This window comes from Kitasatospora sp. NPDC005856 (assembly GCF_040629945.1).
Lineage (GTDB): Bacteria > Actinomycetota > Actinomycetes > Streptomycetales > Streptomycetaceae > Kitasatospora.
In genome coordinates, this window is the sequence record NZ_JBEXWT010000005.1 from 164,584 (window position 1) to 178,833 (window position 14,250).

Below are 14,250 nucleotides of genomic sequence, written 5' to 3' on the forward strand. Positions count from 1 at the left end.
CGGCCCGGGGGCCGCTGATCCGGTACGGGGGCCGGCCCGGGCCCTCGTGCGGGAGGCCCCCCGTACGGGCCGCCCGCCTTCAGCGGTCCTTTAGCCGGCGCGGCTGCACTGGGGGAGCGCCCGACCCGGTCACCCGTCACCGTCGCAGACAGTCACCCGCCGCCGCCGCCGGCGGCCGGCCCCGGCCGGGCCGCCGCCCGGCAGCGGCCGAGCCACCGGTTTTAGATCCGGCCAGGCTCGCTGTTAGGGGCTGCGGCGACCCTTTCCCCGTGGGCTCCCGGCGAGGGTGCCCGCGGGTGAGACGTTTCGCCCCCGAATCGGCCCGGCCGCCCGGTCGTGCCGCCGGTCGCGGCTGCCCGGACGGGCCCGGACGGAGCGGAGGCCCTGCCGGTCGGACACCCGGCCCCGGTCCGCCCGGAGCCCCGGCAGAGCCGAGCCACGCCCTCGAACCGCCTGACGGAAGCGCGCCGCACCGACAACGGCTACGGAGGTACCACCACATGGGTGAGGACAAAGAAGCGATCCTGAAGCTGGTAAGGGAGTACCACCGGGGCCAGGCCGAAGGGGAGTTCGTCCCGGGGAGGACGCCGGTGCTCACCTCCGGCGCGGTCCTGGACGAGGAGGACCGGGCGGCGCTGGTCGAGGCGGCGCTGGACATGCGGATCGCGGCGGGCCCGAGCGCGCGCCGCTTCGAGCGTGACCTCGCCAGGTACTTCAAGCGGCGCAAGGCCCACCTGACCAACTCGGGGTCGTCGGCCAACCTGCTCGCGCTGACCGCGCTGACCTCGCCGCAGCTCGGGGACGTGCGGCTGCGCCCCGGCGACGAGGTGATCACCGCCGCCGCGGGCTTCCCCACCACGGTCAACCCGGTCCTCCAGAACGGGCTGGTGCCGGTCTTCGTCGACGTCGAACTCGGCACCTACAACCCGACGCCGGAGGCCATCGCCGCGGCCATCGGGCCGCGCACCCGGGCGATCATGACCGCGCACGCGCTCGGCAACCCGTTCGCCGCCGAGGAGATCGCCGAACTGGCCCGCCAGCACGACCTGTTCCTGATCGAGGACAACTGCGACGCGGTCGGCTCGCGCTACCGGGGCAAGCTCACCGGCACCTTCGGCGACCTCTCGACGGTGAGCTTCTACCCGGCCCACCACATCACGGTCGGCGAGGGCGGCTGCGTGGTCACCAACGACCTGGCGCTCGCGCGACTGGTGGAGTCGATCCGCGACTGGGGCCGGGACTGCTGGTGCGAGCCGGGCGAGGACGACCGGTGCCTGAAGCGCTTCGACCAGAAGCTCGGCACCCTCCCGCAGGGCTACGACCACAAGTACATCTTCTCCCACGTCGGTTACAACCTGAAGAGCACCGACCTGCAGGCCTCGATGGGCGTGACCCAGCTGCGCCGCGTCGAGGAGTTCGGCGCGGCGCGCCGCCGCAACTGGCGGCTGCTGCGGGAGGGTCTGGACGGCGTGCCCGGCCTGCTGCTGCCGGAGCCGACCCCCGGCTCCGACCCGAGCTGGTTCGGCTTCGTGCTGACCGTCGAGCAGGACGCGCCGTACACCCGCCGCGAGCTGGTGGCGTTCCTGGAGGAGCGGCGGATCGCGACCCGCCGGCTCTTCGGCGGCAACCTCACCCGCCACCCGGCCTACGAGGACGTCGAGTTCCGGGTGTCCGGCGATCTGTCGGTCAGCGACATCGTCACCGAGGACACCTTCTGGATCGGCGTGTACCCCGGGATCACCCCCGAGATGATCGACTACGTGGTCGGCTCGATCAGGGAGTTCGCGGGAGTTCCCCGCTGAGGGCGAGTTGGTCCCGCATCGCGGTCAGGGCGTCCTCGATGCGGGAGAACCGCACCCCGAGCACCCGGGTCGCGTGCTCGTTGGACACGTTGAGCCAGCGCGGGTAGGGGCGTTCGGCGTCGCGCAGGAAGTCCGCGAGGCGGCCGCGGGCGGCCGGGGCGGCGTCGAGACCGAAGGTGCGGGCCACCGTCACCGTGAGGTCGTAGGGGGACAGCGAGGAGCCGCCCGCGCAGTGGAACAGCCCGTTCCGGGGCCGCAGTCGCGCCACCCGCTCGACGGCCGCGACGAACTCGTCGACGAAGGTGGGGGTGACCAGGGTGTCGTCGAACATCGGCGGGATCCGCCCGGCGGCGAGCCAGCCGATCAGCTTGCGGACCAGGTCCTCCTTGCGCCGGTAGCGGGCCCGGAACGGGAAGGACGGGCGCAGGACGGAGTGCGCGCAGCCGGACTCCTGCACCTCGCGCTCGGCCCAGAGCTTGGTGCGGCTGTACCAGTCCAGCGGGTCGGGGAGGTCGGACTCCCGGTAGGGCTCCTCCTGGCCGCCGCTGAAGACGTAGTCGGTGGAGACGTGGATCAGGTAGCGGCCGTGCCGGCGGCACGCCGCGGCGAGGTTCGCGGTCCCGTCGACGTTCACGCGGTAGCAGGGGCCCTCGCGGTCGCCGGTCTGCGCCGCCGCCGCGTTGAGGTCGGTGAACGCGGCGAAGTGCGCGACCACCTCGGCGGGGCTCTCGGCGACCGCCCGGTCCACCGCGGCGGCGTCCGTGAGGTCGCACTCCAGCGGGTGCCAGCGGTGCGGGCCGCCGAGTTCGGCGGCCCGGTCGCCGACCATGCCGCGCAGGCCGGTGCCGGCCAGCGGGGACGGTCGCTCGGTGTCCATGGGGTTCTCCCGTCATCGGTTCCCGACGGCGCGTCGGGGGAGGTCGGCGTACGGCCGGTCCTCGGACCGGGACGGTCCGGGCGGCCGGCCGCCCGGGGCGGCGCAGGGCGTTCGGCCAGCGGGTACCGGGGCACGTCGGAGGAGGCCACCGGAACCGGCGGCCTCCTCGCGGCGGGCGGTCAGGCCTCGATCGACAGTGCCCGGCCGGGGCAGAGGGAGACCGCGACCCGCACGTTCTCGGCCGTGCCGGTGTCGGGGCGGTCGGTCCGTACCTCGACCATGCCGTCCTCGTCGTTCTGCTGGAAGACGCGGGGCTCGGTGAGCACGCACTGGCCGGCGCCGATACAGGCGTCGCGGTCGACGACGATGCGCACAGAGGTTTCCTTTCCGGTCGGAGTGGTCGGAGTGGTCGGAGTGGTCGGAGTGGTCGGAGCGGTCGAGGCGTTCGGAGCGGCCGGGCCGGCGCCGGCGCCGGGGCCGTCGGGTCACCAGGTGACGGGCAGCTCGTGCAGGCCGTAGGTGTTGGAGTCCTGCTTGAACGGGAGCTCCGACACGGGGGCGGCCAGCCGCAGGCCCGGCAGCCGTGCGAACAGCCTGGTGAAGACGATCTCCAGCTCCGCCCGGGCGAGGTTCTGGCCCAGGCACTGGTGGATGCCGTAGCCGAACGACATGTGGTGCCGCGCGCCTCGGTGGATGTCCAGTCGGTCGGGGTCGTCGAAGACCGTCTCGTCCCGGTTGGCCGAGCCCAGTCCGAGCAGGACGCCGTCGTCCTTGCGGATCGTCACGCCGTCGATCTCGATGTCCTCGCGGGCCGTCCGGAGCAGCACGTCCGAGATGGTGAAGTACCGGAGCAGTTCCTCGACGGTCTGGCCGATCCGGCCCGGGTCGGCGATCAGCTCGGCCACGACCTCCGGGTTCTCCAGCAGGCCGGTGGTGCCCAGGGCGATCATGTTCGCGGTCGTCTCGTTGCCGGCGACCAGCAGCAGGTAGGCCATCTGGATCAGCCCCATGTGGGTGAACACCCCGGTCTCCCGGTTGTTCACGACGAGCCGGCCGAGCACGTCGTCGGTCGGCTCCTGCTGCTTCTCCCGGATCAGGCCGTCGATGAACGTGGCCAGTTCGATCATGGCGGTGCGGCGTTCCTCGGGGGTGCTCGCGCGGCTGAGCATCGCCGAGGTGTGGGTGTGGAAGTACTCGCGGTCGGGTGGGTGCACGCCGAGGAGTTCGGACAGCACCATCGAGGGCACGCGCACCGCCACCGTGCGGACGAGGTCGGCACCGGGGCCGGCGGCGACCAGGTCGTCGATGCAGCTCTCCACGATCTCCGTGATGCGGGGCCGCAGTTCCTGGATGCGCCGGACGGTGAACTCGGCGATGACCATCCGCCGCGGCGCGGAGTGCTCCGGCGGGTCGAGCCCCACCAGGGTGTTGCCCGCCTCGTGGGACTCCCCGTCCCCGGCGTGCTCCCCGGTGGCGCGGAGCGGGACGAGCAGCGGCAGGTTGGGGTGGTTGTGGTCCGAACTGATCCTCGGATCGGTCACCAGCGCGCGCACGTGCGCGTAGCTCGTGACCAGCCAGGCCTTCTGTCCGCTCGGCAGCGCGACCTGGGTGACCGGCCGCTCGGTGCGCAGCCGCGCGTACGTCGGTGCCGGGTCGAGCGGGCAGCCGCGTGGCATCGGGAAGTCGGGCACCTCGGGAAGGTCGCCACTGTGCGGTGCCGACGTGGCCTCGGTCATGGCAGCTCCTGGTTCGGCGGCGGTGCGGCACGGCCGGAATCGTCGGATTTCCGGTGCCGCGGGATTACCGACATTGCGGGAATACCGGCATCGGGGGAATGTCGGTGCCGGAGTCCGTCGGAATTCTTTCATCCATGGCGAGCGTCAGGCTAACAGCGAAATCTAAAATCTCACTAATATGCGCTCCGGGGTATTCTGCCGCAAGACAGGTCGGCGGTTCGTTGATAAATTGGGCCGCTGTCGCGGGCCGCGAAACGGGATTCGCCGGAATCCCGCGGCCCGATACGGGAGGTGTGATGAGCACGGGCGAAACCGTCCGGATGCCGCTGTTCACCGACGGTGGTGCCGAACTCCTGGAATGGATGCGGCACATGCGTGACGAGCAGCCGCTCTGGCAGGACGAGCGCGGCCACTATTTCGTCTTCCGGTATGCCGACGTCCAGGAGGTGTTCTCGGACCCGGCGCGCTTCTCGTCGAACATCGGGCGGCTCATGCCGGTCTTCGGCGAGGAGAAACTCAGCGCGAACCTGCCCTGGCAGGATCCGCCGGACCACCGGAAGCTGCGGCAGCTGGTGAGCCAGGCGTTCACGCCGAAGACCGTCGCCGCCATGCGGCCGCGGATCGGGGAGATCGTGGCGGAGCTGCTGGCCGCCGCGCCGGACGACTCCTTCGACTTCGTCGAGTACCTGGCCTACCCGCTGCCGGTCATCGTGATCGCCGAGCTGCTCGGCATCTCGCCGGCCGACCGGGCGTTCTTCCGGGCGTGCGCCGACCGGCTGCTCGGCATCCGGGCCGACGACTCGGAGTCCGACGAGGCCGCGGCCAAGGCCATCGCGGACGCCACCAAGGAGCTCGACGAGTACCTGGTGGCCGAGGTCCGGCGCCGGCGCTCGGCCGGGTCGTCCGGGGACGTGCTCGGCGCGCTGGCCGCGGCGGAGCTCGACGGGGAGCGGCTGACCGACCTCCAGGTGGCCACCTTCGCGGCCCTGCTGCTCAACACCGGCCACATCACCACCACGCTGATGCTCGGCAACACCCTGCTCTGCCTGGCGGACGCCCCGGAGGCCGAGGCCCGGATCAGGGCCGACCGCTCCCTGGTGCCCGCGGCGCTGGAGGAGGTCGTCCGGTGGCGCCCGCCGTTCCCCCGGGCGCTGCGGATCGCCACCGAGGAGCTGGAGCTGGCCGGCGGTGTCGTTCCGGCCAACGGGATCGTCATGCCGTCGATCCTGTCCGCCAACCACGACGAGCGGCAGTTCCGGGAGCCGGAGCGGTTCGACATCGACCGGGACCCGAACCGCCACGTCGGGTTCGGCCACGGCATCCACTTCTGCCTCGGCGCCCCGCTGGCGCGGCTGGAGACCGAGATCGCCCTCAACGGGCTCCTGGACGCCTTCGGCGAGCTGCGGGCCACCGATGACGCGGTGTTCCACGACTCGGAGTTCTACGGCGTCAAGAAGCTGACGGTGTCCGCCCGGAGGTCGTGAACGACGGCCCGGTGGGACGCCTCCCGGCACCGGGAGGCGTCCCACCGGGCCGGGGGCGGTCAGGCCAGTTCCTCCAGGGTGCGCACCAGTTCGGCGGGCGACGGGGCGGCGGCGATCTCGTCGCGCACCTTCCGGGCGGCGGCCCGGATCCCGTCGTCGGCGAGTACCGAGTCCACCGCGTCGCCGATGGCCCCGGTGCCGGCTCCGGTTCCGCTCAGCGTGATGCCCGCGCCGCTCTCGCAGAAGTTGGCCGCGTTCGGCGGCCGCTCCACCAGGGGGAGCAGGACCTGGGGGACGCCGAGCGACGCGGCGGTGAGGATGGTGCCGGTGCCGCCCTCGCTGATCACGGCGTCGCAGCCGGGCACCAGCGCGTGCAGGGGCAGGTCGTCGGCGAGGCGGATCCGCTCCGGCAGCGGGCGGTCCCGGAGCCGGTCGATCCCGCTGCCGGTGAGGACCACGTCGACGTCCCGGGCGGTGAGCGCGTCGAGGATCCGGGTGAGGACGGGCGCCTCGGCGACCGCCTCGTCGAACTCGCCCCGGCCGCCCCAGCCGACGCAGACCCGGGGGCGGCCGCCCGGCTCCGGGGCCGGGTCGGGCGCGGGGGCGGCGCCGTCGTACGGGACGAAGCGCACGGGGATCCGGGCGGGTGCGTCCGGCACCTGCACGCTGCCCGGCCAGGGGTCGATGCTGCCCGACGCGTAGTCGTCGCGGACCGCCGCGCCGAACTCCGCGTAGAGCCCGGCCAGCCCGGTGGGCCAGTTGGGGGTGTACTCGTCGCCGGTCGTCGGGCCGTGCATCGGATTGTGGGTGCGGTGCATGATGTCGGGCCCGGTGAGATGGCGCAGCAGCGGGACGTCCAGGGCCGCCGCGGCCAGCGGGGCCGCGAAGGCCATCGGATCGGCGATGACGAGCTGCGGGCGCCAGCGCTCGGCGAACCGCACCAGGTCGGGGGCGGTCCGCACGGCCGTGTCGACCAGGGGGGCGAACCTGAGGTCGAGCAGCCTGCGCCGCTCCTCGTCGGACGCCTCGGCGAGGAGGCCGGGGGTGGCGGGGGCGGCGGGGGTTGCGGGGGCGGCGGGCTCCGCCGCCCGTGGTCCGGTGCCGATGCCGGCCGGGGTCAGCCCGGCCCGGACCACCGCCTCGGTGAGGTCCGGCGGCGCGGCGATCCGCACCTCGTGCCCGGCCGCCCGGCAGGCCCAGGCCAGCGGCGTGACGAAGTACAGGTGGGAAGCCCGGGGGAGCGGGGCGAAAAGGATACGCACGGGGTCACCTCTCGGGATGCTGGTGGCCCATGGAAGCCCGGCGCGCTAAAGGGGGGCTGAACCCTCCCGGCCCGCCGGAGCGCCGGTCGGGCGGGTCGTCCCTGCGGTACCTGATCAGCATATTTCTGCTTGCTCGGCACCTGGTTGCGTGTCACGCAAGCTTATGGGAGCCTGAGGCCGTGATCGAGTGGCCCGGATTTGCGGACGTTCGCGAGGGAGTCTGATGGCGCAGAGTTCGAGTGACGTCCAGCCCGCCGGCAAGGGCCAGTCGTTACCACCGGAGCTGATGAGGGTTGCCGGGGTCGTCCTGCTCGGTCTGCTGGTGATGCAGCTCGACGGGACCATGGTGAGCGTGGCGCTGAACACGCTCTCCCACGAGTTGTCGGCCTCGGTGGCGACGCTGCAGTGGGTGGTGACGGCCTACCTGCTCGCCCTGATGGTCGGGATGCCGCTCGCCGGCTGGGCGGCGGACCGCTTCGGACCCCGGACGATGTGGATCGTCTCGCTGGCCGTCTTCCTGGTCGGATCGGTCCTGTGCGGCCTGTCCGACTCGATCTGGATGCTGGTGGTGGCCCGCGTGGTGCAGGGCCTCGGCGGCGGGATGATGGTCCCGGTCGGCCAGGCGATGCTGATGCGGCTCGCCGGCATGGAGCACCGGGCGAAGCTGGTCGCCCTGATGGCGATCCCCGGCATGATCGGCCCGACGCTCGGCCCGGTCCTCGGCGGCGTCATCGTCGACGACTTCGACTGGCGGTGGATGTTCTTCATCAACATCCCGATCGGCGTGGTCGCCTTCCTGGTGGCGGGTCGCAACCTGCCGAACGTGAAGGCGGAGACCGCCGCCAAGCTGGACGTGCTCGGGGTGCTGCTGCTCGTCCCCGGCCTGGTGGCCGTGGTCTACGGGTTCTCCCGGGCGAGCACGGTCGGGTTCGGCAGCGGCCAGGTGATCGGGTTGCTCGCGGTCGGCGGGGCGCTGCTCGCCGGGTTCGGCGTGCACGCCTCGCGGCCGGACGTCGACGCGCTGGTGTCGATGCGGATGTTCAGGTACCGGGGCTTCGCGGCCTCCTGCACCCTGCTGCTGCTGGTCGGCCTGACCATGGGCGCCGGCATCGTCCAGCCGCTGTTCCTGCAGCAGGTCCACGGGGAGAGCCCGATGGGCACGGGCCTGCTGCTGGTCGCCTTCGGGGTGGGATCGGTGATCACCTCCGTGCTGCTCGGCCGGGTGTTCAACAAGCTCGGTCCGCGGCTCGTCGGGACGGTGGGCATCGTCCTCGCCATCGCGGGCGCGGCCTTCTTCACGCAGTTCGACGCGGGCACCTCGCGGGGCCTCATCCTGGTGGCCATGCTGGTCTCCGGCGTGGGCCTGGCGATGGTGGTGCTGACCATGTCGACGGCGCTCTACATCGGGCTCCCGCCGCAGCAGATCGGCCGGGCGACCGGCGCCTCGCGGATCTTCCAGCAGCTCGGTCTGTCGGCGGGCACCGCCGTGATCAGCGTGGTGCTCCAGATCCAGCTGTCCGACCGCGCCCGTGAGGCGCCCGAGGGCGCCGTCGGTCCGGGCGGTCTGGCGGACGCCTACAGCGCCACCTTCTGGTGGGGCGTCGGCTTCCTGGTGCTCGCGGTCGTGCCGACCCTGTTCCTGCCGAAGTCGGTTCTGGTGGCCGCACCGGTGCCGAACAAGGCGGCCGAGGCGGCCCAGCCGCAGGGCGCCTGACCGGCCCGTACGGTGCACGGCCCGGCGGTGTCCGCACCGCCGGGCCGACCGTGTCCGCGGTGCGGCCGGCCGGGAGCCGGCCGGTGGATCCAGCGCACCCGGCACATCGTGCGTACCACGCAACTCTCAGCTACCATACGTTCGTTCGCAAATCTGACGATCTGTCAATCCGATGCCCGGGTCCGACCAGCTCCGACCAGCTCCGACCTGATCCGTCCAACCGACAACCCGAGGATGCACTCATGACCACCACCACGGCCGCCTCCGCCGGAGACTTCCTGCTCGGCGGTGACCTGCGGGTCAACCGGCTCGGCTTCGGAGCGATGCGGATCGCCCTCGGCGGCTCGGTGCGCGACCCCGAGTCGGCCGCCGCCGTCCTGCGCCGCGCCGTCGAACTCGGCGTGAACCACATCGACACCGCCGGCTTCTACGGCTTCGGCGACCTCCAGTCGCACGAGACGATCCGTCGCGCGCTCTCCCCGTACCGCGACGACCTGGTGATCGCCACCAAGGTCGGCCCGATGCTGGACGGCGGCGTGGTGCCCACCGCCGAGGCCGCGCCCGAGCAGTTGCGCGGCCTGGTCGAGGAGGACCTGCGCCGGCTCGGCGTGGACCGCCTCGACCTGGTCTACCTGCGGGTCGGCGGCATGGGCGAGCCCGGCGGGGAGTCGCTGGGCGACCGCTTCAAGGCCCTGGCCGAGCTGCGTGCCGAGGGGCTGATCCGGCACCTGGGCGTCAGCAACGTCGACGCGGTCCAGCTCGCCGAGGCCCGTGCCATCGCCCCGGTCGCCGCCGTGCAGAACCAGTTCCACGTGCACCGCCGGGCCGACGCCGACCTGCTCGCCGTCTGCGAGCAGGAGGGCATCGCCTACGTGCCGTTCTTCCCGCTCGGCGGGGGCGGCGAGAAGATCGATCCGGCCCGGGTCGAGGCCGTCGCCGCCCGCCACGGGGCGACCACCCAGCAGGTCGCGCTGGCCTGGCTGCTCGCCCACTCGCCGGCCGTGCTGGCGATCCCGGGCACCAGCGTGCTCGCGCACCTGGAGGAGAACGTCGCCGCGGCCGGTCTGCGGCTGACCGCCGAGGACCTGACCGAACTGGCGGGCTGAGGACGCGGAAGCGCCGGACCCCCTGCGCGAGGATCTCGTCCTCGCGCAGGGGGTCCTCGGCGTTCCGGCCCGTGACGCGGCCGCCGGGTGACCGCGGCCGCGGCGCTGTCCGCCGACGGCGCCGCGATCACCCGGCCGCGGTCACCCCTGGCGGAACTCGCGGTCGATCAGGTCCATCAGCTCGTCGGCCGAGGCCGTCCCGATCCCGGCGCCGTCCGCCGTGCCGCCGGCGTCCTCGTGTGCGGACCCGTCCGTGGATCCGGGCTCGGACCCGTTCGCCGCGCCCGCGTCCTGCGCGGCACCGGGGGCCGCCCTCGGGCGGAAGGCCAGGAGCCGCAGGCGCCGGTCGATCGACGCGTCCGCGCCCTCCGGGGGCAGCACCGCCAACGCGGCCTCCAGCTGGTCGAGGTAGGCGAGCACCGCCTCGGCCGGAGACTGCTCCGGCGGTGCGAGGCGCTCCCGCAGGTACGCGGCCAGCGCCCCCACCGTCGGGTAGTCGAACACCAGGGTGGCCGGCAGGGCGAGCCCGGCCGCCCGGCCGAGCCGGTTGCGCAGCTCGATCGCGGTCAGCGAGTCGAAGCCCAGCTCCTGGAAGGCGCGGTCGACGGCGATGCCGTCGGGCGAGCCGTGGCCCAGGACGGCGGCCGTGTGACCGCGCACCACCTCGGCCACCAGCGCCTGCCCGTCGGTCGGGGACAGGCCGGCGAGCCGTTCGGCGAGGGCGGGGCCCCTGTCGTCCGCCCGGCGCGCGGGAACCCGGACCAGCCCGCGCAGGACCGGCGGCAGGGCGTCCTCGGCCGCCTGGGCGCGCAGCGCCCGCAGGTCGAGTCCGGCCAGGACCAGGGCGGCGGGGCCGGCGCCGAGGGCGGCGTCGAACCGGTCGAGCGCGTCCGGCGTGGTGAGCGGGGTGAGGCCGCGGCGGGCCGCGCCGGACTCCCGGGAGCCCTCCGTCCGCGCGGTGAGCGCGCTGGTCCGCTCCCACGGGCCCCAGGCCAGCGACACCGCGGTCAGCCCCCGGGCCCGCCGGTGGGCGGCGAGCGCGTCGAGGAAGCTGTTGGCGGCGGCGTAGTTGGCCTGTCCGGGGGCGCCGAGGACGCCCGCGGCCGAGGAGAACAGCACGAACGCCGACAGTCCGAGGTGCTCGGTCAGGGCGTGCAGGTGCCACCCGGCGTCGGCCTTCGGGCGCAGCACGCCGTCCAGCCGCTCCGGGGTCAGCCCGGGCAGCGTCGCGTCGTCCAGCGTCCCGGCGGCGTGGACCACGGCGGTCAGCGGGTGCTCGTCGGGGATCGCGGCGAGCACCGCGGCGAGCGCCGCGCGGTCCGCCGTGTCGCAGGCGGTGACGGTGACGGCGGCGCCGAGACCGCGGAGTTCGGCGGTCAGTTCGCCGGCGCCGTCCGCCAGCCCGCCGCTGCGGCTGACCAGCAGCAGGTGGTCGACGCCGTGCGCGGTCACCAGGTGCCGGGCGACGAGACCGCCCAGGGTGCCGGTGCCGCCGGTGACCAGGACGGTGCCGCCCGGCCCGAAGGACGAGGGCGCGGGTGCGGCCGCGGCCGCCGGCCGGGCCAGCCGCGGGAGGTAGACCCTGCCCCCGCGCACCGCGGCCTGCGGCTCCCCGGCGGCGAGCGCCGCGGCGAGCGCGTCCTCGGTGGTGTCCGCGTCCACGTCGACCAGCCGGAACCCGAACGGGTTCTCCGACTGGGCGCTGCGGACCAGTCCCCAGACGGCGGCCGCCGCGAGGTCCGGCACGTCCTCGTGCGCGGTGACGGGCGTGCCGTCCTTGTCCGTGACGGCGACCGCGCCGCGCGAGAGCAGGACCAGCGTCGCCCCGGCGAACGCCTCCTCGGTGGGCCACCGCCGGACCAGCTCCAGCGCGCGGTGGGTCGCCCGGTGCGCCCGCTCGGCCTGGTCGCCCGACCCGGCCTGCCCGGCGCCGCAGTCCACCACGACGGTGTGCGGTGCCGGGGCGCCGGCCGCGACGGCCGCGCGCAGCGCGTCCAGATCGGCGTACCGGGGGGAGCGGGCGCCGGTGATGCCGGTGTCGCCGACGAGGACCGGTGGCGGCGCGGTGTCACCGCTGCGGCCGGCCTCGATCCACTGGGTGGCCAGCAGCGGTCCCCGGCCGGGGCCGGCCCCGAGCCCGCCCGGGCCCTGGACGAGCGGCCGCAGCCGCAGCGCCCCGATCCGGCCGAGCGGGCGGCCGGCGCCGTCGGCCAGGTCCAGGGCCACGGACCGGTCGGCACCGGACCGCACCCGGACCCGCAGGGTGCGGCCGGCGGCCGCCTCCAGCGAGAGGCCGGTCCACGAGAACGGCAGCAGCACCGCCGCCCCGTCGGCGTCGCCCGGTGCGGGCGGTACCGCCATCAGGGCGTGCAGGGCGGCGTCGAGCAGCGCGGGGTGGACACCGAACCCCTCCGGGTCGGCGTCCTCGGGGAGGGCGACCTCCGCGTAGAGGTCGCCGTCCCGCTGCCAGGCCGCCCGCAGCCCCTGGAACACCGGCCCGTAGACCTGGCCCTTGGCGGTGAAGCGGTCGTACGCGGCGTCGGCGTCGAGCCGTTCGGCCCCCTCCGGCGGCCACACGGTCAGCGGCTCCGCGGCCGGGCCCGCGGCCGCGGCCAGCGACCCGGTGGCGTGGAGCGTCCACTCCGCGTCGGGGTCGTCGGACTCGGGACGGGAGTGCACCGTGACGGGGCGCGCGCCGTCCTCCTCGGGCAGGACGACGACCTGGAGCTGGACCGCACCCTGCTCGGGCAGCACCAGCGGGGCGAGCAGGGTGATCTCGTCCACCCCCGCGCAGCCGGCCTCGCGCGCCGCGTACAGCGCCAGTTCGACGAAGGCGGTGCCGGGCACCAGGACGGTGTCCTCCACCCGGTGGTCGGACAGCCACGGGTGGGTGCGCAGCGAGAGCCGCCCGCTGAGGATCCGCCGGTCGTCGGCGGCGACCGACAGCCCGGCCGAGACCAGCGGGTGCCCGGTGTCGGCCAGTCCGGCGGACGTGACGTCGCCCGCCACCGCCGAGGGCTTGAGCCAGTACGGGGAGCGCTGGAACGCGTACGTCGGCAGGTCGGTCCGGGCGGCGGGGGCGAGCACCGTCGTCCAGTCGACCGGGGCGCCGTGCGCGTAGGCCCGGGCGAGGGCGGCGAGCAGCTCGCGGCCGCCGTCCTCGTCGCGCCGCAGCGTGCCGAAGGCCTGCGCCGGCACGTCGGCGCGCTCGATCGTCTGCTGCACGCCGACGGTCAGCACCGGGTGCGGCGCGGACTCGACGAACAGCCGGTGGCCGCCGGCCAGCAGCGCCTCGGTGGCCTCGGTGAACCGGACGGTGTGCCGCAGGTTGCGGTACCAGTAGTCGGCGTCCAGTTCGGCGGTGTCGATGATCGCGCCGGTGAGGGTGGAGTAGAACGGCACGGTGCCGGTCCGCGGGCTGACGGGGGCCAGCACCTCCAGCAGTTCCTCGCGCAGCGCGTCGACGTGCGGGGTGTGCGAGGCGTAGTCGACGGGGATCGGCCGGGCCCGGACGCCCTCGTCCCGGTAGCGCTCGACGAACGCCCGGACGGCGTCCGCGCCGCCCGCGACGACCGTGCTGTCCGGCCCGTTGACCGCGGCCAGGTGGACGTCGTCGGCGTCGGCCAAGCGGGCGGACACCTCCTGCGCCGGCAGCGGGACCGAGGCCATGGCGCCCGTCCCGGCGAGCCGGGTCAGGACCCTGCTGCGGAGCGCGACCACGCGCGCCGCGTCGTCCAGCGACAGGGCCCCCGCCACGTAGGCGGCGGCGATCTCCCCCTGGGAGTGGCCGACGACCGCGTCCGGGACGACGCCGGCGGCCTTCCAGACCTCGGCCAGCGAGGTCATCACGGCGAACAGCGCGGGCTGGACCACGTCCACCCGGGCCGGGTCGGCCGCGCCCGGGCCGCCGCGCAGGGTGTCGAGCAGCGACCAGTCGGTGTGGCAGTCGATCGCCTCGGCGCAGGCGGCCAGGTGCGCGGCGAACACCGGTGAGCGCTCCAGCAGGTCGAGCGCCATGCCGTCCCACTGCGAGCCCTGGCCGGGGAAGACCAGCACGGTCCGGCCCGGCCCGGAGGCGGTCGCCGGGCCCTGCACCAGCGCCGGGTGCGGCCGGTCGGCGGCGAGGGCCGCCAGCGCGGCGGCCAGGTCGTCGCGGTCGCCGCCGAGGACGACGGCGCGGTGCTCGAACGCCTCCCGGCCGGTGGCCAGCGCCCAGGCCGCGTCGGCCGGTTCGGCCGCGCCGTCCGCCGCCGCGAACGCGGCGAGCCC

General features: G+C 74.5%; 9 protein-coding genes. 4 read left to right on the top strand and 5 right to left on the bottom strand.

Annotation, left to right across the window (positions count from 1 at the left end; genetic code table 11):
• The first annotated feature begins 500 nt into the window (after nucleotides 1-500).
• Nucleotides 501-1,802 (top strand): lipopolysaccharide biosynthesis protein RfbH, encoded by a 1,302-nt coding sequence (rfbH, locus tag ABZ449_RS05820; protein WP_360340755.1) that lies wholly within the window; start codon nucleotides 501-503, stop codon nucleotides 1,800-1,802.
• On the opposite strand, the gene ABZ449_RS05825 is transcribed toward rfbH, so the two are convergent.
• The 3 genes from ABZ449_RS05825 to ABZ449_RS05835 form a co-directional block, all read right to left on the bottom strand.
• Nucleotides 1,774-2,679 carry a sugar nucleotide-binding protein gene (locus tag ABZ449_RS05825; protein ID WP_360340758.1) on the bottom strand — a complete coding sequence of 302 codons (906 nt, stop codon included), beginning with the start codon at nucleotides 2,677-2,679 and terminating at the stop codon, nucleotides 1,774-1,776. The two genes, rfbH and ABZ449_RS05825, sit on opposite strands and share 29 nt — an antisense overlap.
• 179 nt (nucleotides 2,680-2,858) lie before the next feature.
• Nucleotides 2,859-3,053 carry a ferredoxin gene (locus ABZ449_RS05830; protein ID WP_360340761.1) on the bottom strand — a complete coding sequence of 65 codons (195 nt, stop codon included), beginning with the start codon at nucleotides 3,051-3,053 and terminating at the stop codon, nucleotides 2,859-2,861.
• 111 nt (nucleotides 3,054-3,164) lie between these two features.
• On the bottom strand, nucleotides 3,165-4,415 hold the full coding sequence (locus ABZ449_RS05835; protein WP_360340764.1) for a cytochrome P450: 1,251 nt from the start codon (nucleotides 4,413-4,415) through the stop codon (nucleotides 3,165-3,167).
• Nucleotides 4,416-4,711: 296 nt separating this feature from the next.
• On the opposite strand from ABZ449_RS05835, the gene ABZ449_RS05840 reads away from it, so the two are divergent.
• Complete coding sequence (locus ABZ449_RS05840) at nucleotides 4,712-5,899, top strand: cytochrome P450 (protein ID WP_360340767.1); 1,188 nt, start codon at nucleotides 4,712-4,714, stop codon at nucleotides 5,897-5,899.
• Between the two features lie 59 nt (nucleotides 5,900-5,958).
• Here ABZ449_RS05840 and ABZ449_RS05845 read toward each other — a convergent pair whose 3' ends face one another.
• Nucleotides 5,959-7,161, bottom strand: a complete 1,203-nt coding sequence (locus ABZ449_RS05845; protein WP_360340770.1) for a nucleotide disphospho-sugar-binding domain-containing protein — start codon at nucleotides 7,159-7,161, stop codon at nucleotides 5,959-5,961.
• 223 nt (nucleotides 7,162-7,384) lie between these two features.
• On the opposite strand from ABZ449_RS05845, the gene ABZ449_RS05850 reads away from it, so the two are divergent.
• Both ABZ449_RS05850 and ABZ449_RS05855 read left to right on the top strand, forming a co-directional pair.
• Nucleotides 7,385-8,875, top strand: coding sequence for an MDR family MFS transporter (locus ABZ449_RS05850; protein ID WP_360340772.1), 1,491 nt, complete (start codon nucleotides 7,385-7,387; stop codon nucleotides 8,873-8,875).
• Between the two features lie 242 nt (nucleotides 8,876-9,117).
• Nucleotides 9,118-9,981: an aldo/keto reductase gene (locus tag ABZ449_RS05855; RefSeq protein WP_360340775.1), complete on the top strand. Its 864-nt coding sequence runs from the start codon at nucleotides 9,118-9,120 to the stop codon at nucleotides 9,979-9,981.
• A 141-nt stretch (nucleotides 9,982-10,122) separates the two neighbouring features.
• On the opposite strand, the gene ABZ449_RS05860 is transcribed toward ABZ449_RS05855, so the two are convergent.
• A partial coding sequence (locus tag ABZ449_RS05860; RefSeq protein WP_360340778.1) for an SDR family NAD(P)-dependent oxidoreductase occupies nucleotides 10,123-14,250 on the bottom strand: 4,128 nt, incomplete at its 5' end.